The organism is Nocardia yamanashiensis, assembly GCF_021183565.1.
GTDB classification, from domain to species: domain Bacteria; phylum Actinomycetota; class Actinomycetes; order Mycobacteriales; family Mycobacteriaceae; genus Nocardia; species Nocardia yamanashiensis.
Genome location: NZ_CP089226.1, coordinates 1245019 through 1265381 on the forward strand (window position 1 = coordinate 1245019; position 20363 = coordinate 1265381).

A 20363-nucleotide genomic window follows, 5' to 3' on the forward strand; every position below is an offset into this window, starting at 1 on the left:
GGACACTGTCGCGTATCGGTCAGGTGCGGCGGATGGTGAATGCGGCCAGGGCGGCCAGTGCCGGTGCGGCGGCTATGACGAGGACGCCGGTTCGGTAGCCGAAGGTCTCTGCGAGTGGGGCGGTCAGGGCCAGGACCAGGGGTGGGCCGATCTCCATGGCGGTGTTCGCCAGGCCGCTGAGGAGTCCGCGATCGGTGTCGGTGGCGGCGGCCATGACCGTCACCATGGCCGCCGCGAGCGACAGTCCGATGCCGAGCGGGAAGATCAGGAGGGCCGGCCACTTGCCGAGCGGGATGGCGGCGGTCGCGCCGAGGAGGAGCAATCCGGTTGCGGCGGTGGTCAGTCCAACGGTGAGAACGAGACGGGGTGAGCGGTGGGCGAGTAGACGCGCGGCGATCGGACCCGCGGCGAGCACGGCCGCTGCCGGTGCGAGGAAGACCAGGGAGATCGCGGCAGGGCTGTAGCCGGCGGCGGCCAGTCGGAGGGTCAGCAGGTAATAGGTGGCGGCGTTCGCGCCCGCTGCGACGAGAATCGCGAGCAGGCCCACCGCCATGGCGGCGGTCACGCGGGGCCACAGCGGAATCGTCGTGTAGCGCTGGGTGAATGCGAATCCGGCCAGCAGCACCGCGCCGGCCGCCACCACCGGTATCCATGCCGCCGCGAGCCCGCCCAGAAGAGCGGTGAGACCGGCCATCAAGAGCGCCGCCGGGAATGCGGCAACCCCGGTCCGTGGTCCGGCTCCCGCGGTCGATGGAAGGACGTTCGCTCGATGTAGAGCAAACCTCGTCCGTTGTCGAACCGCCCTGGCGCGCTGTGGAGCAACGTACGCGGGCCGAGCAACGTGCGCGGGCAGTGGAGAAACGTGCGCCGTCCGTGGAGTAACGGGTGCGGGCAGTGGAGCAACGTTCGATTGCTGTGGAACTACGTTCGCGCTTGCCAGGACCGTGCTTCGAACCGGCTGTTCCGGAACTGGATGATCTCTTGGGACGCGCCGGGCGATCACCCAGGCCGCGGCCGTCGCGACAGCCGCCGTGAATACGAAAAGCCAACGCCAGGAGACGAACTCGACGACGAAGCCGGAAGCAACCGTGCCGGTGATCGCGCCGGTGACGGACAGTGCGCCCCAGATCGAGGTCGCTCGTGCGCGCCGGGCGGGATCGTCGAAAACCGCCGGTATCAGGGCCATTGCCGCGGGGATCGCGAAGGCCGCACCGGCTCCTTGGAGGAAGCGGGCCGCCACCAGGACGGCGGGTCCGGTCGCCGCCGCCGCGAGCAGGGATGCCGAGGTGAATACCAGCAGCGCCCCGAGGAGCACTCGCCGATGTCCGAGGCGATCCGCCAGGCGTCCGGCGACCAGGAGCAGCGCGCCGAACGTCACGCTGTAGGCGGTCGAAATCACTACCAGCAGTGTGGAACTCAGGTACCAGCGGGTTTGCAGGCCGGGCAGGGCGACGGTGAGCATCGTGATCGAGGCGATCGTGACCACCTGTACGGCGGCCAGTGCGGCGAAGCCACCGGCCTTGCGAGCCAACGGCATCGGGGTCGCCATAACCATCGCGTTCATGCGAACCACTGCTTTCTGGAACGATTAGTCTTGAATTGGCGCAAAAGAAAAGCTAGATCGCTGATGGAAGGTGTTCGCGCTCAGCCGAGTATCGACAGCGCGACCTTGGCCGCGTCGCGCAGGCGGACCGCCGCGTCGGGTGCGCGTTCCAGGACGCGCACGCCCTGGAAGAACACCAGCAGGAAGCGGGCCAGTGCGCGCGGGTCGGCGTCCGCGGACAGTTCGCCCTGTGCCCGGGCGCGCAAGAGGGCCGAAGTCAGCGCCGTTTCCAGGTAGGCCCAACTGGATTCGACCAGCCGCGCCACATCCGGATCGTGCCCGGCCAGCTCGACCGCGCTGTTGACCACCATGCAGCCGCGCCGCCGCTCGTCATCGCTTGCCTCGGCGACGTATCGCTCCACCAGCGACTTGACAGCCGGCAGCACCGGCCCGGGCTGCGACAGCTCGCCCATGATCTTCGGATCGGTGATGTCCAGGTACCGCCGCAGCGCTTTGGCGTACAGCTCCTGCTTGTTCCCGAACGTCCCGTAGATGCTGGCCTTGGCAATCCCGAGGTGCTCGACCAGATCCGCCATCGATGTCGCCTCGTACCCGCGCTGCCAGAACAGCTCCAGCGCCCGCTGCAACACCGAGTCCGGATCGAACTCCTTGGTCCTCGCCATGACCGCCACCCTACGCATATCGAGACCGACCGGTCAAGAATTGGTGCTGAGTTCCCGGACCTCGCGCAGGTGCTGTTCCATCGCCACCGCCGCGGCGGCGCCGTCGTGCCGGGCCACCGCCTCGAAAATGGATTGGTGCCCGCGCGCCGAGGCTCGCCGGCCGGTGCGGGTACGGTGCGACAGTGTGCGGGTACGGCGAGTCCATTCGGTGGTCATCGCGGAAAGGGTGATGAGCAGCGGGTTCTGGGCGGCGTGCGCGAGCAGGGCATGGAACTCGATGTCCAAGCGCAGGGAGTCGGCCGCGGTGCAGCCGTCGGTCGAGTGCAGCAGCACTTCCTCGAGCGCCAGCAGATTGGATTCGACCGCGCGCACGGCGGCCAGGTGTGCGATGCGCGGCTCCACCAGGTCGCGCAGTTCGGTGGCATTGCCGAGTTCGACATCCAGGGCCGACAGGTTCCCGGCCAATTCCATGGCGTCGGGCGGGGTTTCGGTGACGGTGCTGCCGCGCCCCTGCCGGCGTTCGATGAGTTTCTTGGACTCGAGTTCGAACATGGCCTGGCGCAGGGACGAGCGGGAGATGTTCATGGTGGTGGCGAGTTCGCGTTCGGGCGGGAGCTTATCGCCGGCCCGGAGTTCGCCGCTGATGATGAGGCCCTCCAGGTGGGCCGCGACCTCGGCGCTGACGCTGCGCGGGCGGCGGCGCAGCGGGGGAATCGAGGCTGTCATCGCCCCAACTCTAAATCCGTTCGTATGCAGGCTATTTCGGGGTCGTAAACCGTTCGTTACGTTAGGTTACCGGTGCCGACGCTATTCGTTCGCCCGGCTTATGGTCGGTAGATCGGATGGTCCGACCAATGCGGGGCGGGCCGGGTAGAGAAGGTGTTCGATTGATGGCGATCGTGTCGGGGGACGCCCCCGCGTTTCCGGTGCTGCAACAGGGCGACGGAGTCGCGAGCGATGTGCTGTACGTGCCCGCCGAACCGGGCAATGTGCTGTGGGGACGGCTGCCGTGCACGGGGGACACCCCGATCGCGACGGTGGAGCCGGGGCGATCGCTGATCGTGGACACGGTCAGTCACGAAGGGCTCCTGGACGATCAGGGCTCGAATCCGCTGGCCTACTTCGGATCTCACGGGGTGGCGGCGGATCAGGTGCTGGCCGACGCGATCGAGATCAGTACCGTCCGCAAGCGGGATTCGCTGGCCGGGCCGCACATCGTGACCGGGCCGATCGCGGTGGCGGGGGCGCGGCCGGGTGATCTGCTGGCCATTCGCATCGACGATCTCGTCATGCGTGCGCCGTACGGGGTGGTGTCGACCCGGCATGCGAAAGGTGTACTGGCGCACCGGCTCGGCTTCGACGGGAACTACGGGCAGTTCTGCTCTGTGCAGGACCGCGACGGGGAATGGTTCGGGACCATGCCGTTGCATGCCGGGCAGGCGCATCGGGCGGCGTTTCCGCTCTCGCCGTTCCTGGGCATCACCGGGGTGGCGACCGATACCGATACGCGGGTGTCGTCGGTGCCGCCGGGGTTGCACGGTGGCAATCTCGATATCCGGCGGCTCACTCCCGGCGCGACACTCTTTCTGCCGGTACAGGTTCCGGAAGCACTGTTCTACATCGGCGACCCGCACTTCGCGCAGGGCAATGGCGAGGTCGCGCTGACGGCGCTGGAAGCGCCGCTGCGGGCCCGGCTCACCGTGGATGTGATCCCGGCCGCCGAGGTGGCGGCGGGACTCGGCCGCAGCGTAGGGCCGTTCGCCGCCGCACCCGGATTCGTACTGCCGACCGGTCTGGACGCCGACCTGAACAAAGCCCTCGAACAGTGCGTGCGCAATGCGGTGGAGCTGGTGGTGTCGCTGTTCGACGCCGACCCCCGGCAGGCATACCTTTACCTAAGCGCCGCAAGCGATTTCACCATCTCGCAGGCGGTGGATCAGGTGCGTGGAGTGCACGGGGAGATCCGCGTCGCCGACTTCGCGCACTATGCCGGAAGCGATCTCGCCAAGCGAATCCTGGAGCGGGCCAGGTGAATTCGAGCATCGACACGGCGGTGTGGCGGGAGTACGGCACACCGCTGGTCGCCGCCACTGGCGCGGGCCCGCTCACCGGCCACACCGTCGCCGTCAAAGACCTCTACGCGGTGGCGGGCTACGCGATCGGCGCCGGCGTGCGGGAATTCCCCCGGCAGCCGGAAACCGCCCACTCGGCAGTCGTCACGGCGCTGCTGGCCGCCGGCGCCGATATCGCGGGAATCGCCCAAACCGACGAATTCGCCTACAGCATCACCGGAGCCAACGGCCGCTACGGCATGCCGCTCAACCCCGCCGCCCCCGACCGCATTCCAGGCGGTTCCTCCAGCGGCTCGGCAGTAGCCGTGGCGCGCGGCGAAGCAACCATCGGCCTCGGCACCGACACGGCAGGCTCCATCCGCGTACCGGCGGCCTACCAGGGCCTCTGGGGCATCCGCACCACCCACGCCCGAATCGACCGCCGCGGACTGCTACCCCTCGCCCCGCCCTTCGACGCCGTCGGCTGGATCGCGCGGGACCCGGCAACCCTCCGCGCGGTCGCCGAAATCCTCCTCCCCGAACTCGATTCGGCCCCGGTAGCCTCGCCCGCCGGGCCGGATCCGGCGTCTTCGGTGCTGGGCAGCGGGGTGAATTCGGCCGCGGCAGCGCCGCTCGCCGAGCTGGATCCGCTGGTCGGCGGGGTGGATGCGGCTTCGGCGACGCTGCACTCGGAGCTCTGCACGGCTACTTCAGTACTGGGCAGCGGCGCGAACTCGGCTGCGGCGCTGTCGCTGCCCGGGTCGAAAGCCTTCAATACCACGCTGTACGAAGCAGTTTCGGTGCCGGCCGAGCTGGTGGTGGACCCCTCCGTCTGTGCGGTGGCCGACCCCGAGATCGCGGAGACCGTGCTGGCTGCGGCGACCCTGCTCGGAGCGGCGGCCATCGACTTGGGTGCGGAGCTGGATGGCTGGTTCTCGGCGTTCCGGACCGTGCAGGCTCACGAGGCTTGGCGGTGTCACGGCGCTTGGATCACCGATCATCCGGGAGCGTTGGAACCCGAAGTGGCGCAGCGGTTTGCGTATGCCGCCACGGTTGGGGAGGCGGCGGCGGAATCAGCGCGTCTGGTGCTTGTGGATGCGGCTGCCGCGTTGCGTGGCGCGCTCGTTGGGCGGGTGCTGATGCTTCCGACCGTCGCGACCTTTCCGCCCGAGCGCACGGCGAGTGCGGTCGAGTTGGAGAGCGGGCGGGCTCGCACGTTGACGCTGACTTGCCTGGCGTCGCTGGCGGGATTGCCTGCCGTTGCGATTCCCTTGCCGCACAATGCGAGTCTGCCGCTGTCGCTCTGCATGGTCGGAGCGCCCGGCACCGACCATACGCTGTTGCGGTTCGCCGAAACCAGTGCTGCCGCGCTGACCGGTGCGGATCAGTCGGCGGCGCGGGTGTAGCGGTGTTTGACGCCCGGTGGGAAGTAGGCGGGGTCGGCGTGGGGCAGTAGCACTACGCGGGGGTGACGGCGTGGGGCGGGCACGTAGTGGGCGAATTCGCTGTTGAGGCGGCACAGTTCGGATTGGACCGAGTGTGAGATGTGGTCGGCTAGGTGCGCGGGCGGGGTTGCGGCGGGCGCCAGTTCGACGGTGAGGAGCAGGTAGCGGTCTTCGTCCGCGTCGGCTGCTGCTTCCAGTACGAATTTGCCGGTTACGTGATCGCTGATGCCGGGTTGCTCCAGACCGACCGTAATGTTCTCTGGGTAGACGTTCGCTCCGTAGAACGACACGGTGAAATGACTGCGTCCGAAGACGTAGACGAAGGGCTGCTCGGGATGGGCGGTGGTGGGCGTGAAACCGTGGCCGCGCAGGAAATCGAGGAGTTCGGTGTACGTGAACAAGCCGCCCTCATCGGCGATGTGGTAGCGCACCAGAGGGATTCCGCCGTCCGCGGACACCACCAGGGTGCCGCCCTCGGTTTCGAAGAAGCGGTGGTACGGGTCGTATTGGGCCAGCGTCGGCAGGCGCGATTCACCGAACAGCTCACGCGCCACGGTAGGCTGCGCGGCCAGATACCGGCGGATCTCCACTGACAGCGGGGTCTCGTTGGCGAGCACGCCGCCGTCGGCCGTACCGTACAGCGAGGCAATATCGGTGCCGGGGGAGATGTTCCCGGCCCGCCGCGCCACCAGCGTCCGCCATTCCTCACTGAACACCTCGCCCGCGGTGACCAGTTTGATGCGATAGTCCGCCCACGGGACGCCTTCGGCGCGGCCGGTATCGATGACGTCCTTCAGGAACGGCGGATAGCCGAGCAACACCACCTGGTCGAAATACGGTGCCAGGGTGGGCAATACGCGCAGGATCTCCCGCTTGTCGTTGCCCGGCGCGACCACCGTCACCGGATATCCGCGCTCGGCCAGCTCGCGCACGCAGCCGATGGTGTACAGCCCGCCCACCCAGGTGCCCAGCGCGAAGCACACCACCGCCAGGGTGGAGCGTTCGCCCGCGTGGAAGGCATCGCGGAAGATCTGCTCGAAGCGGGCGGCGGTGCGGCGTTCGTCGGCCAGCGCACGCGGCCACGGGGTGGGTTCGCCGGTGGAACCGGAGGAGACGGCCACGATATCGCCCAGCCGGCCGTCGCGGCACAGGTCGGCGAGCGGATGCCGGCGCAGGTAGCCGGGTTTGTCCACGAGGGGGAGCTTGCCGAAATCCGCGAACGTGGTCACCGCGGCCGGATCGACGCCGTGTTCGGCGAGGAAGGCGCGATAGGCGGGGACGGTCGCGGCGGTGCGCTCGAACAGGGTGACGACGGCTTCTTCCGGGGTGAGGGACATCGGGGCTCCTGGGGCGAGAAGGTCACTCGACCATAAGGAGTACGCGGGTGCGGCGCCGGCGGTTCGCGGCGGTCAGGCCGGGACGGCGGGCAGCAGTTCGCGGATGCGGGTGGTGCGGGCCACGATCCGGCCCGCTTTGAGGACGTAGCAGCGGTCGGGGCGGTCCAGCAGGACGTCGGAGAGGCGATGGCAGGAGAGCACGACCAGGTCGGCTGGCGCGCCCGGATGCAGGCCGTAACGGTCCAGGCCGATGACGCGGGCGGCGCCGGTGGTGGCCATGGCGAGCACTCTGCCCAGGTCCTCGGGGCCGGAGAGGTGGCAGGTCTGGGCCAGGAACAGGCCGATGTCGAGGAGGTCCGCATTGCCGTAGGGGGTGAAGGCATTGCGAATGTTGTTGGAGGAGTATGCGGTGGTGATGCCCGCCGCCCACAGTTCCCGTACGGGGGCGATGCCGCGGCGGATATTGGCGGTGTCGGCGCGGCCGCCCAGATGCATGTCGGTGGCGGGGAGCGGCACCACGGCGATGCCGGCCGCCGCCAGCCGGGTCAGGGTCGCGGTGCGTCGTGCCGGGTCCTGTCCGGCCAGTGATGTCATGTGGCCCAGGGTTACCCGGCCCTGGCGGCCGGTGCGTTCGGTGACCTCGGCGATGTAGTCGGCCATGGCGAAGCGCGGGTCGGTGGCGTCGTCGGCGAAATCGGCGTGGATATCGAGGGGGACGTCGAATTCGGCTGCCAGATCGAATATCCGGTCGATATGGCGGCGGCAGTCGGCGACGTCGCGCTCGTTGTAGGAGCAGCCGCCGAGCACGTCGGCCCCGCGCATCAGGCTCTCGCGCAGCAGGTCCAGGGTTCCGGGCGCTTGGATGATGCCCTCCTGCGGGAAGGCCACGATCTGCAGGTCCAGGCGGCCGCGGTACTCCTCGCGCAGTTCCAGGAGCGCTTCGACGCCGCGCAGGCCGACGATGGGATCCACATCGGGGTGGGCGCGAATCACGCTGGTGCCGTTGCCGATCGCCAGATCCAGGACCCGGCGGGCGCGGTCGCGGATGGACGCGACGGTGAATCCGCGTTTGAGCTCGGCGGTGACCGAGATGGCCCCGGCCAGGGTGCCGTCCCGGTTCGGGCGCTCGTCGTCCAGCAGCGCCTTGTCCAGGTGCAGATGGGATTCGATCAAGCCGGGAATGACCACCCGTCCCGCGCAATCGATTTCGTCGATTCCCGGCCTCGGCAGGTCCGGCCCGATCTCGGTGATCACACCGCCCGCGACCGCGATATCCACCGGTACGGACGCATCGTCGATGCGCGCGCGCCGCAAGACCAGATCCGCCATACCCGCCTCCTGAAACCCCGATCGCTACCCGATTTGTATACGACCCGAATGTTTCCGTGCGGCAGGCGAATTGCTGCGCCGATGTTACGAACGATCCCGGCGGCGATAGGCGTAGGTGGCGTGCGCGATGTGCTCGGCCACCACCGCGGCCGCCCGATCCGGATCCCCGGCTTCCAGTGCGGCGCAGATCTCCTCGTGCTCACGCCAGGAATCCCCGGCCCGGCGCGGCAGCTCGACCGCGTACACCCAGGCGATCTTCCAGCTCAGCTGGGTGATGAGCTGCGCCAGCAGGGTACTGCCGGAGGCTTCGGCGAGCACCTCGTGGAAACGGCTGTTGAGCCGGGTCAATTCATCGAGCCGCCCCGAGCGCACGGCGTCCTGGCCGAGCGCGGTCAGCTCCTTGAGCCGGCCCAGCTGTTCGGGAGTGCGGCGCACCGCGGCGCGGGAGGCGCACAGCGGTTCCAGGCGGGCCCGGATCTCCAGCAGATCGGCGGCCTCGTCCTCGGTCAGCTCCGCCACGAACACCCCGGCATAGGGGCGTGACGAGGCGAAACCCTCGGCCTCCAAGGTGCGCAGCGCTTCCCGCACCGGCACCCGGGAGACGCCGTAGCTCTCCGCCAGGGACTCCTCGGTCAGGCGCTGACCGGGCGTGAACACGCCCCGGACGATGTCGTCGCGGATGGCGCGGCACAGCTGCTGCGGGGTCATGCGGCGGACGGTGTCGCTCATCGCGGGCTCGCCGGCATGGGGGCGGAGGGTTGCATACGATCCATCGTGGGGCCGCCCGGTGCAAAGCCGCAAATCGGCTGCGGCGTGCGGGCGGTCACAGTGCGGCCGATCGGAAACCGTTGCGTAACTTGCGGCTCCGAACCGTGCGGGTCCGACCGCCGGGTTCGCGCTCGGCTCGCCGGGAGCATCGCGTTTGTATACGATGCCGCCATTCTGTCCGGAAGGATTTCATGGATCCCGCGCATCTTGTGCTGCTGCTCGTCGCCGGTTTCGGGGCGGGCGTCTGCAATGCCATCGCCGGTGGTGGCAGTCTGCTCTCATTTCCCGCATTGCTGGCCACCGGATTACCGCCGGTCACCGCGACGGTCACCAATTCGGTGTCGGTGTGGCCGGGTTATCTCGGCGGCGCGGCGGCGCTGCGCAAACGGCTCGACGAGCATCGGGCGCTGCTCCCGCAATTGGTGCTCACCGGGGTCGCCGGGGCCGGCGGCGGGGTGATCGCGCTGCTGGCCGCGCCGCCCAAGGTGTTCGCGGCGCTGGTGCCCTACCTCATTCTGTCCGCCACCGCGCTGTTCGCGGCCCAGCCGGTGCTGTCGAGGAAACTGGCGGCGCGGCGCGGTGATTCGCGGACGCTGCTGTTCCTCGGGGTGTTCCTGGGGGCCATGTACGGCGCGTACTTCAACGGCGGCATGGGGATCGTGCTGCTCACCGCGCTGGCGCTGGGCATCGACGCCTCGGTGACCATGCTCAACGGGCTGAAAAGCGTGCTCACCCTGACGGTGTCGACCACCGCCATGATCGCGGTGGCGCTGTTCGGGCCGGTGCAGTGGACGGCCGTGCTGGTGCTGGCGCCCGCCTGCCTGCTCGGCGGGGTCGCCGGGGCCAAGATCGCCGATCGCCTGCGGCCGGGCGCGTTCCGCGCGGTCGTGATCGTATTCGGCGTCGGGGCCGGAACCGCCATGCTGCTCACCTGATTCGACGTTCTCCCACTACGAAAGGCAATGCTGTGAACGATCTGCTGTTGCGCGGCGGACGGCCCTGGACACCCGGGGCGCCGGTGGAATCCGCCGATATCCTGATTCGCGACGGGCGCATCGCGGCGATCGGGGCCGGGCTCACCGCGCCCGCCGCCGAAACCGTCGAACTGGCCGGGGCGCTGGTGTTTCCGGGGCTGGTGGACTCGCACTGTCACTTGGACAAGACCATGTACGGCGGGCCGTGGGTGCCGAACTCCGGCGGGCGGACCCTGTCCGGGCGGATCGCCAATGGGGAGGGGCGGCGCGAGGAACTCGGGCTGCCGAACGCCGACTATGCCGCGAACCTGCTGGGGGCCATGGTTTCCGGGGGCACCGCGCATGTGCGCAGCCATATCGACATCGATCCCGAGGTGGGGTTGCGGGGTGTGGATGCCGTGCGGGCGGCGGCGGAACGGCATCGGGACCGGGTGGACGTGCAGCTGGTGGCGTTTCCGCAGGGCGGGCTGATGAACCGGCCGGGGACCGGGAAGCTCCTGGAGGCCGCGCTGGCGGACGGGGTGGAGGTGATCGGCGGGCTGGATCCGGCGGGGTACGACCAGGATCCGACCGGGCAGCTCGACCTGATCTTCGGGCTGGCCGAGAAGTACGGGGCGCGGATCGACATCCATCTGCACGATCGGGGTGCGCTCGGGGCCTGGCAGTACGGGCTCATCATCGAGCGCACGCGGGCCACCGGATTGGCGGGGCGGGTGACCATCAGTCACGCGTACGCCATGGGGGAGCTGGCGCCGGACGAGCAGCGGCGGATCGCGGAAAGCCTTGCCGAAGCCGGGGTTTCGATGGTCACCTGCGCGGTCGGGGACGCGCCCGTGGTGCCGGTGCGCACCATGCACGAGGCGGGCGCGACGCTGGCGCTGGGCAATGACGGGATCCGCGATCTGTGGACGCCGTACGGGGACGGGGACATGCTGCGGCGGATCATGACCGTGGCGTTCCGGGATCGCCTGGTAGCCGATCCGGAGATCGAACTCGCGCTGACCGCCGGAACCTACGGCGGGGCACAGGTTCTCGGGCTCGCGGATTACGGGCTCGAGGTCGGGTCGGCGGCCGATCTGTTCACAGTCGACGCCGAAGCGCCGGCCGCGGCGGTGGTGTCCGTGCCGCCGCGTGGCCTGGTGATCAAGCGCGGGCGGATCGTGGCGCGCGGCGGAATCCTCACTGCCGCTTGATCGTATACGAAACAGGGGTGTAATCGTGTGGACCGCGATCGGCAATGATCCGCCGATAGAACTGTGAGGTATGAGCACCAGCGCTTCAGAACACCGCACCGGCCGGGGCCGGGCCGGAGATACGGATGCCGCCGACGGCAATGTATACACCGGCCCGGCCCTGGCGTTTCAGCAGTTGTCGCTGACCTTCGACAACGGCACGCAGGCCCTGGACGGGATCGATATCGCCATCGGGGCAGGGGAATTCGTTTCGCTGGTCGGGCCGTCGGGGTGCGGGAAGTCGACGCTGCTGCGTCTGGCGGCCGGATTCGAGCAGCCGACGGCGGGGAGCGTGTTGGTCGCGAGCGGGAAGCTCGGGTACGTGTTCCAGGAGGCGACCTTGCTGCCGTGGCGGACGCTGCTGCGCAATGTCGAACTGCCAGCGGAACTCGCGGGGGTGGACAAGAGTGCCCGGCGGGCCGCAGCGCGGGAGGCTCTCGAACGGGTGGGGCTGGCCGGGTTCGAAAACCACAAGCCCGCACAGCTTTCCGGGGGGATGCGGATGCGGGCCTCGATCGCGCGGGCGCTCACCGGCGCGCCGGAGCTGTTCCTGTTCGATGAGCCGTTCGGTGCGCTGGACGAGATCACGCGGCAGCGGCTCAACGAGGAAGTGAGCGGGTTGTATCGGCGCTCCGGGTTCACCGGGGTGTTCGTCACCCATTCGGTGGCCGAAGCGGTGTTCATGTCCACGCGGGTGGTGGTGCTGACCGGGCGGCCGGGGCGGGTGGCGGCGGATATCGCTGTGCCGCTGGACTTTCCGCGCACGCCCGAAGTGCGGTACACGCCGGAGTTCGGGGCGATCGCGGCCGAGGTGTCGGCGGCTCTGCACGAGGCCGAACGCGGTGCCGTCGCGGTGGAAGGACGGGCGGCATGACCTTCGTGGCGATCGGGGCGGCTCGGCGTGGACGCGACCGGAAAGCGGCGAGCGACTCGGCGGGCGGGGGAGCGCCGCGCACCGCCGCGGCGGCCGATGCCCCCGGCGGCGCGGCGACCGGGGGACTGGCCGAGGGGAGCGCGGTGTCCGGGGGCGCGGCCTCGGGAAGCGGCCGGCGAATTCCGTCGTGGCCCTTCGCCATCAGCCCGGTTCGGATCCTCGCGCCGATCGCGGTGTTCGTGCTCGTACTGGCGGCGTGGAGCATCGCCAGCCACTACGTCATCCCGGCCGAATCCCGGTTCCTGCTGCCGCCACCGGAATCGGTGATCTCCAAGGGCCTCCTGGACGCCGCCACCCGCGCCGAGATCTTCACCGCGCTCGGGTCCACCGTGCAGATCGCGCTCACCGGCCTGGCCATCGCCATCGTGCTGGGCGTCGGGTTCGCGGTGATCATGAGTCAGGCGCGCTGGGCGGAGTATTCGCTCTACCCGTACGCCGTTGTGCTGCAGACGATCCCGGTGCTGGCGGTGGTGCCGCTGTTCGGTTTCTGGTTCGGCTACGAATTCGGCAGCCGGGTCATCGTCTGCGTCATGGTGTCGCTGTTTCCCGTCATCACCAACACTTTGTTCGGCCTGAAATCGGTGCAGGCGGCCGAACACGACCTGTTCACCCTGCACAAGGCCAGCCGGTGGCAGCGCCTGCTGAAACTGCAACTGCCCGCGGCGCTTCCGGCCATGATCTCCGGTTTCAAGATCTCCGGAGGGATGGCCATCATCGGCTCGATCGTGGCCGACTTCTTCTTCCGCCAGGGCGAACCCGGTATCGGCCGCATGATCGACGTCTACCGGCAGCGGCTGGCCACCGAGGAACTGCTCACCGCCCTGCTGCTGTCCTCGCTGGTCGGCCTGATCCTGTTCTGGCTCTTCGACTTCCTCGCCGCCCGCGTCGACCGTGCCCACGGCAAACGCGCCTGACCACCCCGGTTTCACCCTCGCAAGAACCCAAGGAATGCCCGTGAAGAAACGCGTCCTCGCCGCCGTCGCCCTGGCCGGCAGCACCCTGCTCACCGCCTGCGGAGGCGGCGCCACCGCCCCGAAACCCACCGGCCAAGGCGTGCTCGCCGGTGTCTGCCCCGCCACCGTGGTCATCCAAACCGACTGGTACGCCACCCCGGAGCGCGCCGCGGCCTACCAGCTCGTCGGCCCCAACGGCACCGTGGACGTGAAGAAGGGCGCCTACACCGGCCCGCTCGGTGACACCGGCGTGAATGTCGAAGTGCGCCTGGGCGGCCCGTTCCTCGGCGGCCAGCCCGTCCCCGCCCAGATGTACCAGGACACCTCCATCACCCTCGGCATGGTCCCCACCGACGAACAGGTCCGCGCCAAGGCCAAATTCCCCCTCACCGGCGTCTTCGCCTCCCTGGACATCAACCCGCAGATCGTCATGTGGGACCCCGCCACCTACCCCAATATCAAGACCTGGCAAGACGTCGCCGCCTCCGGAGCCCCTATCCTCTACTCCGAAGGCAAGGTCTACATGGACTACCTCATCGCCTCCGGCGCGGTGAAGAAGGAACAGGCCGACGCCTCCTACGACGGCACCCCCTCCCGCTTCGTAGCCGAAAAAGGCCGAGTAATGCAGCAGGGCTACGTCTCCAACGAGCCCTACCGCTGGGAACACGACGTCAAGGGCTGGCAGAAACCCACCGCCCACCTCCTGGTCCACCAAGCGGGTTACGAGATCTACCCCCACGCCTGGTCCGTCCGCACCGCCGACCTCCCCACCCTCCGCCCCTGCCTGCAGAAACTCGTCCCCCTCCTCCAGCAAGCCGAAATCGACTACGCCACCAACCCCGACCCCACCAACCAGGCCCTCCTGAAAATCTCCCAGACCATCCCCGACGGCCCGCCCATCACCGCCGCCGGCAACACCGACTCCGTCCGAGTCCAACTCGCCGAAAAAATCATCGGCAACGGCCCCGACTCCACCCTCGGCAACTTCGACCCCGCCCGCGTAGACCGCGTAATCGCCGCCGTAACCCCCATCCTCCGAGCCAAAGGCCAACAGGTCCCCGACAACCTCACCGCGGCCGACATCATCACCAACGAATTCATCGACCCCGCCAAGGGCCTGAAACCCCAGGGCTGACTCTCAGCGCACCCAATCCTTCAGCGGTTCGGTATCCAACTCGACGCCCACCGGGTCGGGCAGGTGTATCCGAACCCCGAAGGGCACAGTGAGAACGCGCTCGTAACGGCCGTCCTTCGGCTCGCTGTGCACGGTCACCTCGCAGGAGTCCCGATCGATCAACAGGTAGATCGGGATTCCTGTGTCTGCGTAGGCACGCGGCTTCTCCTTGCGATCTCGCCGCTCGGTGTCCTGATCGTCCGAAGTCACCTCGACGGCGAGCAACACCGGGTCAGGATCTGCCCATTCGCCCTGCCCGACAAAGGCGTCGGCGAGAGCGAGGGAACCATCCGGTCTGGCGCGTCCTTTCCGATAGCGATCGATCTTCAGGCCACGTTCGGGCGTGAGGAACAGCTCGGGCCGCGCCAGTAGGAAGATCCGGATAAGCCATTGGATTTATCCGGTCGTGATCCCCGTCTGGCATAGCCTTGGCCCCCAGCTGTCCGTCGATGAACTCGAGTCGTACACCTTCCGTGATCCGATCGGCCGCGCGCGCGAGTGCCTCGAACTCGTCGGTTGTCATGAGTGACTCGTGCACAGCGGTCATGTCCTAACGGTAGGGCTCTTCCCTTGTGATGGAGCAAGATAAGGCCAGGATATCGTGGGTGCGGCGCGTCGATTCGGTGCGTCGGCTTGTGTCTCCACCTGGGGGAGACAGCAGGGTAGGGGTATGGACGACGACGCGCTCTACACGATCGGGGCATTGGCCGAGCGGACCGGGTTGACGGTCAAGGCTATTCGGTTTTATGCGGATCGGGGGATCGTGCCGCCGACCAGTTACAGCCCTGGTGGGTATCGGCTTTATGACACGGAGGCGCTGGCTCGGCTGGAGTTGGTGCGGACGTTGCGGGAGCTGGACTTGGATTTGGGAACGGTGCGGCAGGTTTTGGGGCGGGAGCGGGCTTTGGGGGAAGTCGCTGCCGCGCATGCCGATGCGCTGGATGTGCAGATTCGGGTTTTGCGATTGCGGCGGGCGGTGTTGCGGGCGGTTGCGCGCCGGGGTTCCGACCCTGAGGAGATGGATTACATGCACAAGCTGGTTCGGATGACGGATGCGGAGCGGGCTCGGCTCGTTCAGGATTTCGTGGATGAGACGTTCGGGGCGGTGGAGGGAAATCCCGCTGTGCTGGAACTGATTCGGAGCACCATGCCGGAATTGCCGGAGGATCCGGGACCGGAACAGGTGGAGGCCTGGCTGGAATTGTCGGAACTGGTGGGGGACACCGGCTTCCGGGCCGCGGTGCGGCGGATGGCGGAGTATCAGGCCAAGGAGCGGGCAGCCGGAGACCACACGGGGCTGCATCACGAACTGACCGATGTGGTGCGGGAGATGACCGGTCGTGCGCTGGCCGAGGGTGTTTCGCCGGATTCGGCGCTGGCGGCCGGGATCGTCGATACGTTGACCGCGCGGTACGCCGAGACGTTCGGCAAGGAGGACGGTCCCGAGCTGCGGGCCTGGATTCTGGAGCGGCTCGAAGTGGCCGATGATCCGCGGGTGGAACGGTATTGGCGGCTGGTGGGCGCCATCAACGGGTGGCCGCCGATGCCGGAGCTGGGGCCGGCGTTCGGGTGGTTCGCGGCGGCGCTGCGCACTCGCTAGGCGAAATGGCCGTTCCGGGCCGATTCCAATTGCTTCGCGACGAGGTCGAGGAAGGCGTCGACCTCGTCGCGATGGTAGGCGGGCAGGCCGGGCGAGGCGAGATGGAAAGTGGTGTGGCGGACGTCTTCCGCGGTGAGACCGTTCGGGCCGTGGTGCGCGAGCGTGGCGGCCAGGCGGTCGAGGAAAGCGCCCACTTCCTCGGTCAGGTACCCGCGTAGGCCGAAAGGGGGCGCGGAGAACTGGATACGCAGGACGTCGTCGGGGGTGAGCGGATCGGATTCGCGGCCCAGCGGCAGCCGGGACCGGCCGCGGCGCAGGAACTCGAGATCCACGCAGATCTGATCGAGGAAATCGTCGACCTGCTCGCTGTCGTAACCCATCTGACCGCGCGGCGGAGCGTCGAACTCCACCAGGCGGATATCGGCCGCGGTCAGGTGATCATGCCCGGTGAGCGTATCGGCGATCCGCGCGCAGAACGCGTTGACCTGCACCGAGTTATAGGAGTGGCGCCCGATCGGCGCGGTGCCGAATCGCTTGCGGCGAACGTCTTCGGGGGTCACGCCGGTCAGTGTGCCACTGCGCGCATGTCCGAATCGCTACCGGCCCTTGCGGATACGAACGTTTCGGATCAATCTTTGCGAACACCGTCGATGAGCAGGCGGCGAATGGCCTGCGTGAGGGCCGCGACCGCGTCCTGACTGGAATCTCGCAACCCATGCAAGATGGCGGCCAGCAGCATCCCCGTCACCGCCTTGGCGGTGGAAACGGTATCCAGATCCTCGCGCAGATACCCGTGCTCCACGCCGTGCTCGAGATAACCGGCGGTCAGCGCGTCGGCGGTATCGAGCAGTCCGTACAACCGCATGGTCAATTCCGTGTCGATGCCGGTGGCCTGGAACAACAGCAGCTGCGCCACCCGGCGATCCTCGAGGAAGATCCGGTTCAGCGCATCGCCGATGCGATCGAGCTGCGCGCGATACTCCGGCAGGCTCGCCGCCGCGTCCGGCGCGTTCTCTGTGCCCAGCGCCTCGATGATCCGGGCCGCCAGATCGTCGATCACATGGTCGATGATGTCGCGCTTATTGGTGAAGTACCGGTAGAACGTCCCGTGCCCGATACCCAGCTCGGTGGCGATATCGGCGATGCCGGTGGCGTGATAGCCCTTCTCGGCGAAACAGGCGAACGCGGTATCGATGATCTCCTGGCGGAGCTCGGCCTTACGGCGTTCGATTCTCGAGGATGGCTTCGTCACAGGTGCGATGATACGGTGTTCACAAACGGAATGAGATGTCATTCCGTGACAGATGAATCACTCGCAGGGAGGTTCGGCGTGGCACCTCAGTTCGACGCCATCGTGGTCGGGGCCGGTTTCGGCGGTATGGGAGCGGGCATCGAGTTGGATCGGCTCGGCCTGAGCAATTTCGTGATCCTGGAGCGCGAGAACGATCTCGGCGGCACCTGGCACGTCAACCACTACCCGGGCCTGGCCGTGGACATCGCCTCGGTCACCTACTCCTACTCCTTCGAGCCCAACCCGCACTGGACGCGGCTGTTCGCGCCGGGCGCGGAGCTGAAGAAGTACGCCGAGCACGTGGCCGACAAATACGATCTGCGCCGGCGCATGCGCTTCGACACCACGGTCGGCGGCGCCCGCTGGGATGAGGAACAGCAGCTGTGGGTGGTGGCGATCGAGGGCGGTGAATCGCTCACGGCGCGTTATCTGATGGCGGCCACGGGCTTCCTGTCCCAGCCCTACACCCCGCCGTTCCCGGGTATCGACACGTTCGAAGGCAAGATCATCCACACCACCGCGTGGGAGGACGACTTCGATCTCACCGGGCGCAAGGCCGCCATCATCGGCACCGGCGCGACCGCCGTGCAGTTGATTCCGGAGGTGGCGAAGCAGGCGCAGGCGCTCACCGTCTTCCAGCGCACCCCGATCTGGGTGGTGCCTAAGGTCGATATGCCGATCGCGCCGTCGGTGCAGAAGCTGTTCGAGCGGGTTCCGGTGACGCAGAAGGCGGCCCGGCTGGCGAACACCGCCATGCTGGAGGCGCTCATGGTGGTCGGCGTGCTGCACTTCAAGCAGGCCAAGCCGTTGAACAAGGCGGCCGGCATCCTGGCCAAGGCGCACCTGCGGAATCAGGTGAAGGACAAGCAGACCCGCAAGCAGCTGACCCCGGATTACGACTTCGGGTGCAAGCGGCCCACTTTCTCCAACACCTATTTCAAGACGTTCAACGAGCCGCACGTGCGGCTGGAGACCAACTCGATCGATCACATCGAAGCGGACGGCATCGTCACCGCCGACGGGCACAAGACCGAGATCGACACGCTGATCCTGGCGACCGGGTTCAACCTGTGGGATGTGAACTTCCCGGCCATCGAGATCATCGGGCGCGAGGGGCGCAATCTCGGAAAGTTCTGGCGGGACAATCGCTTCCAGGCGTACGAGGGCGTGACGGTGCCGAAGTTCCCGAACTTCGTGTGCCTCAACAGCCCGTACTCCTACAGCGGCCTGTCGTACTTCACCACCATCGAAGCCCAGATGAAGCATATGGGCCGGCTGTTCGGTGAGATGTTCCGCCGCGGCGAGCAGGTCTTCGAGGTCACCGAAAAGGCGAACACCGAATTCCTCGACCGCGTCACCGAGAAGCTCGACTCCTCGGTCTTCTACGGCGGCCAGTGCTCGACGGCCCGCAGCTACTACTTCAACCAGCACGGTGAAGCGGCGCTGCTGCGGCCGACGAGCACCCTCAACGCCCACCGCGAAGCATCCAACTTCCCGCTGGACGACTACAGCTACGGTGCGAAGTCGGCTTGAGAACGAAGCGGACCGGGGCCGGTGCGCCCGGCCCCGGTAGCGCGTGCGGGAGGAGAGATCAGCCGCGCACGATCGCGTAACGGGCGCAGGCCAATTCACCGTTCATGGCGAGCTCGAGCGGTTTCAGCTCGAGCCGCCGCGGCAGCACCGGTGCACCGCCACCCAGGGTGACGGGCGCGTAGCAGACCACGATCTCGTCGAGCAGTCCGTGGTCGGCGAACTGCCCGGCGAGATCCCCGCCGCCGACCACCCACAGGTCCTTGCCCCCGGCCGCCGCCGCCATCTCCGCGTGCAGTTCGGGAACGGGCATGCTGGTGAACCGGATGTCCTTGCCGTCCCAGGCCGGGAACTCCCGATGCGTGACCACCCACGCGGGCATGTCGTACGGCCAGTTCCCAGGGTCGTGGTCCAGCAGCCACTGATAGGTGTTGGACCCCATCACGATCGCGCCCACGCCTGCGATGAAGGTGTCGTAACCCATGGGCCCGGCGCCGTCGTTGTCCCGGGTCAGCAGCCAGTCCAGCGAATGCTTCTCATCGGCGATGTAGCCGTCGATGCTGCTCGCGGCGTAGTAGACGGTGTGTGTCATCTCATCCTCTCTTCCGAAGCCAGGCGATCGGATCGCCGTGGCCGAGTTCTGCTGCACTGCCCGGTGATTCGGCGGCGAGCCACTGCAACGCGAGCAGCCGCCGATGTGCGGCATAGGTCAGGACGTGCGCGATCACGCTGCCGAGCACGAAGCTCTCCGGCGGTTCGCACAGCGCGTCGATGAGGGTGTCGTTCCAGCCGCCGCGCCGATCGATCTCACGCACCACCGCCAGCCAGCGCGCCGCGACCAGCTCGAGTCGCTCGAGCAGTTCGTGCGCGTCGTCCCCGCCGCGCGCCGGCGTATCGGTGCCCTCGATGGCGGCCAGCCAGATCTCCTTGGACCGGACCGAGTTCGACAGCACCCCGGCGATCGACTCCTCGACTCCGTCCCACTCGAGCACCGTCAACCCCGGTGACCGCACCCGCCGATACGCCTCCGGGCTCAGCCCGGCCGCGCGTTCCAGCAGCTCCCGCGTCTCCTCGAGATCGTGATGCAGCATGATCGCCGTCGGATCCATCTCCGCTCGTCCTTTCGGTTCGCTCTCCACCCACAGCGACATCGGCGGATGAAAGTGGATGCCATTGGCCGAACTCAGCCACCGCGATCCCGCTTCGCTTCCGGTGCCGCTGGGCGGATGCCCGTAGGCCCGCGAATACGCCCGGCTGAACCCTTCGACCGATTCGTAGCCCGCCGCGAACGCCACCTCGGTGACGCTCTCCCCGCGACTCAGCTCCCACGCCGCGCGTTCCAGCAGCACCCGGCGCTTCAACGCGACCGGAGATTCCCCGGTCCCGCGGCGCAATTGCCGGGAGAAGTGAAACGGCGATACGTAGGCGTCCGACGCCATCTCGCCGAGCGTCGAATTGTCCTCCGCCAGTACCGCGTCCAGCAGCTCTCGCAGTCGATCCCGTCCCATCCGCACTCGAC

General features: G+C 68.0%; 20 protein-coding genes. 9 read left to right on the forward strand and 11 right to left on the reverse strand.

The features are described from left to right. Nucleotides 1-19: 19 nt before the first annotated feature. From LTV02_RS05925 to LTV02_RS05935, 3 genes are all read right to left on the reverse strand, one after another. Complete coding sequence (locus LTV02_RS05925; protein ID WP_233038881.1) at nt 20-1564, reverse strand: MFS transporter; 1545 nt, start codon at nt 1562-1564, stop codon at nt 20-22. Nucleotides 1565-1644: 80 nt separating this feature from the next. Next, nucleotides 1645-2226 carry a TetR/AcrR family transcriptional regulator gene (locus tag LTV02_RS05930; RefSeq protein ID WP_233038882.1) on the reverse strand — a complete coding sequence of 194 codons (582 nt, stop codon included), beginning with the start codon at nt 2224-2226 and terminating at the stop codon, nt 1645-1647. 33 nt (nt 2227-2259) lie between these two features. Further along, the gene (locus tag LTV02_RS05935; protein ID WP_233038883.1) at nt 2260-2952 is read right to left on the reverse strand and encodes a FadR/GntR family transcriptional regulator; all 693 of its coding nucleotides are present in this window, start codon (nt 2950-2952) and stop codon (nt 2260-2262) included. Between the two features lie 164 nt (nt 2953-3116). On the opposite strand from LTV02_RS05935, the gene LTV02_RS05940 reads away from it, so the two are divergent. After that, nucleotides 3117-4259, forward strand: a complete 1143-nt coding sequence (locus LTV02_RS05940) for an acetamidase/formamidase family protein (protein WP_067722233.1) — start codon at nt 3117-3119, stop codon at nt 4257-4259. Next, nucleotides 4256-5683, forward strand: a complete 1428-nt coding sequence (locus LTV02_RS05945; protein WP_233038884.1) for an amidase family protein — start codon at nt 4256-4258, stop codon at nt 5681-5683. The genes LTV02_RS05940 and LTV02_RS05945 overlap by 4 nt, the downstream gene beginning before the upstream one ends. Here the strand turns inward: LTV02_RS05945 and LTV02_RS05950 are convergent. The 3 genes from LTV02_RS05950 to LTV02_RS05960 all read right to left on the reverse strand — a co-directional run bounded on the left by LTV02_RS05950 (nt 5662) and on the right by LTV02_RS05960 (nt 9117). Next, the gene (locus LTV02_RS05950; RefSeq protein WP_233038885.1) at nt 5662-7059 is read right to left on the reverse strand and encodes a phenylacetate--CoA ligase family protein; all 1398 of its coding nucleotides are present in this window, start codon (nt 7057-7059) and stop codon (nt 5662-5664) included. The two genes, LTV02_RS05945 and LTV02_RS05950, sit on opposite strands and share 22 nt — an antisense overlap. Before the next feature lie 72 nt (nt 7060-7131). Next, nucleotides 7132-8388, reverse strand: a complete 1257-nt coding sequence (locus LTV02_RS05955) for an amidohydrolase family protein (protein ID WP_233038886.1) — start codon at nt 8386-8388, stop codon at nt 7132-7134. An 84-nt stretch (nt 8389-8472) separates the two neighbouring features. Beyond that, the gene (locus LTV02_RS05960) at nt 8473-9117 is read right to left on the reverse strand and encodes a GntR family transcriptional regulator (protein WP_233038887.1); all 645 of its coding nucleotides are present in this window, start codon (nt 9115-9117) and stop codon (nt 8473-8475) included. Nucleotides 9118-9347: 230 nt separating this feature from the next. On the opposite strand from LTV02_RS05960, the gene LTV02_RS05965 reads away from it, so the two are divergent. From LTV02_RS05965 to LTV02_RS05985, 5 genes are all read left to right on the forward strand, one after another. Next, the gene (locus tag LTV02_RS05965; protein WP_233038888.1) at nt 9348-10091 is read left to right on the forward strand and encodes a sulfite exporter TauE/SafE family protein; all 744 of its coding nucleotides are present in this window, start codon (nt 9348-9350) and stop codon (nt 10089-10091) included. Nucleotides 10092-10123: 32 nt separating this feature from the next. Then, nucleotides 10124-11323 carry an amidohydrolase gene (locus LTV02_RS05970; protein ID WP_233038889.1) on the forward strand — a complete coding sequence of 400 codons (1200 nt, stop codon included), beginning with the start codon at nt 10124-10126 and terminating at the stop codon, nt 11321-11323. 70 nt (nt 11324-11393) lie between these two features. Next, nucleotides 11394-12236, forward strand: a complete 843-nt coding sequence (locus tag LTV02_RS05975) for an ABC transporter ATP-binding protein (RefSeq protein WP_233038890.1) — start codon at nt 11394-11396, stop codon at nt 12234-12236. Beyond that, entirely contained in the window at nt 12233-13210 is a 978-nt protein-coding gene (locus LTV02_RS05980) for an ABC transporter permease (RefSeq protein WP_233038891.1), read from the forward strand. The genes LTV02_RS05975 and LTV02_RS05980 overlap by 4 nt, the downstream gene beginning before the upstream one ends. A gap of 40 nt (nt 13211-13250) precedes the next feature. After that, on the forward strand, nt 13251-14384 hold the full coding sequence (locus tag LTV02_RS05985; protein WP_233038892.1) for an ABC transporter substrate-binding protein: 1134 nt from the start codon (nt 13251-13253) through the stop codon (nt 14382-14384). A gap of 3 nt (nt 14385-14387) precedes the next feature. Here the strand turns inward: LTV02_RS05985 and LTV02_RS05990 are convergent, their stop codons facing one another. Further along, nucleotides 14388-14819, reverse strand: a complete 432-nt coding sequence (locus LTV02_RS05990; protein WP_332909593.1) for a Uma2 family endonuclease — start codon at nt 14817-14819, stop codon at nt 14388-14390. 274 nt (nt 14820-15093) lie between these two features. Between LTV02_RS05990 and LTV02_RS05995 the strand changes: the two genes are divergently transcribed. After that, complete coding sequence (locus LTV02_RS05995; protein ID WP_233038893.1) at nt 15094-16023, forward strand: MerR family transcriptional regulator; 930 nt, start codon at nt 15094-15096, stop codon at nt 16021-16023. Here LTV02_RS05995 and LTV02_RS39200 read toward each other — a convergent pair. Both LTV02_RS39200 and LTV02_RS06015 read right to left on the reverse strand, forming a co-directional pair. Further along, nucleotides 16020-16583 carry a DivIVA domain-containing protein gene (locus tag LTV02_RS39200; RefSeq protein ID WP_269821609.1) on the reverse strand — a complete coding sequence of 188 codons (564 nt, stop codon included), beginning with the start codon at nt 16581-16583 and terminating at the stop codon, nt 16020-16022. The two genes, LTV02_RS05995 and LTV02_RS39200, sit on opposite strands and share 4 nt — an antisense overlap. A gap of 68 nt (nt 16584-16651) precedes the next feature. Beyond that, nucleotides 16652-17317, reverse strand: coding sequence for a TetR/AcrR family transcriptional regulator (locus LTV02_RS06015; protein WP_233038894.1), 666 nt, complete (start codon nt 17315-17317; stop codon nt 16652-16654). A gap of 36 nt (nt 17318-17353) precedes the next feature. Here LTV02_RS06015 and LTV02_RS06020 point away from each other — a divergent pair, with 36 nt between their 5' ends. Continuing rightward, a complete protein-coding gene (locus LTV02_RS06020; RefSeq protein WP_233038895.1) occupies nt 17354-18847 on the forward strand; it encodes a flavin-containing monooxygenase in 1494 nt (497 codons plus the stop codon). A gap of 58 nt (nt 18848-18905) precedes the next feature. On the opposite strand, the gene LTV02_RS06025 is transcribed toward LTV02_RS06020, so the two are convergent. Further along, complete coding sequence (locus tag LTV02_RS06025) at nt 18906-19436, reverse strand: dihydrofolate reductase family protein (protein WP_233038896.1); 531 nt, start codon at nt 19434-19436, stop codon at nt 18906-18908. A 1-nt stretch (nt 19437) separates the two neighbouring features. Further along, nucleotides 19438-20352 (reverse strand): helix-turn-helix domain-containing protein, encoded by a 915-nt coding sequence (locus tag LTV02_RS06030; RefSeq protein ID WP_233041501.1) that lies wholly within the window; start codon nt 20350-20352, stop codon nt 19438-19440. Nucleotides 20353-20363: the final 11 nt, after the last annotated feature.

Excerpts from the sequence above, each read along its gene's own strand:
- LTV02_RS05925 (WP_233038881.1), bottom strand. The coding sequence starts at position 1,564 with ATGAACGCGATGGTTATGGCGACCCCGATGCCGTTGGCTCGCAAGGCC.
- LTV02_RS05930 (WP_233038882.1), bottom strand. The coding sequence starts at position 2,226 with ATGGCGAGGACCAAGGAGTTCGATCCGGACTCGGTGTTGCAGCGGGCG.
- LTV02_RS05935 (WP_233038883.1), bottom strand. The coding sequence starts at position 2,952 with ATGACAGCCTCGATTCCCCCGCTGCGCCGCCGCCCGCGCAGCGTCAGC.
- LTV02_RS05940 (WP_067722233.1), top strand. The coding sequence starts at position 3,117 with ATGGCGATCGTGTCGGGGGACGCCCCCGCGTTTCCGGTGCTGCAACAG.
- LTV02_RS05950 (WP_233038885.1), bottom strand. The coding sequence starts at position 7,059 with ATGTCCCTCACCCCGGAAGAAGCCGTCGTCACCCTGTTCGAGCGCACC.
- LTV02_RS05955 (WP_233038886.1), bottom strand. The coding sequence starts at position 8,388 with ATGGCGGATCTGGTCTTGCGGCGCGCGCGCATCGACGATGCGTCCGTA.
- LTV02_RS05960 (WP_233038887.1), bottom strand. The coding sequence starts at position 9,117 with ATGAGCGACACCGTCCGCCGCATGACCCCGCAGCAGCTGTGCCGCGCC.
- LTV02_RS05965 (WP_233038888.1), top strand. The coding sequence starts at position 9,348 with ATGGATCCCGCGCATCTTGTGCTGCTGCTCGTCGCCGGTTTCGGGGCG.
- LTV02_RS05975 (WP_233038890.1), top strand. The coding sequence starts at position 11,394 with ATGAGCACCAGCGCTTCAGAACACCGCACCGGCCGGGGCCGGGCCGGA.
- LTV02_RS05980 (WP_233038891.1), top strand. The coding sequence starts at position 12,233 with ATGACCTTCGTGGCGATCGGGGCGGCTCGGCGTGGACGCGACCGGAAA.
- LTV02_RS05995 (WP_233038893.1), top strand. The coding sequence starts at position 15,094 with ATGGACGACGACGCGCTCTACACGATCGGGGCATTGGCCGAGCGGACC.
- LTV02_RS06015 (WP_233038894.1), bottom strand. The coding sequence starts at position 17,317 with ATGACATCTCATTCCGTTTGTGAACACCGTATCATCGCACCTGTGACG.
- LTV02_RS06025 (WP_233038896.1), bottom strand. The coding sequence starts at position 19,436 with ATGACACACACCGTCTACTACGCCGCGAGCAGCATCGACGGCTACATC.
- LTV02_RS06030 (WP_233041501.1), bottom strand. The coding sequence starts at position 20,352 with ATGGGACGGGATCGACTGCGAGAGCTGCTGGACGCGGTACTGGCGGAG.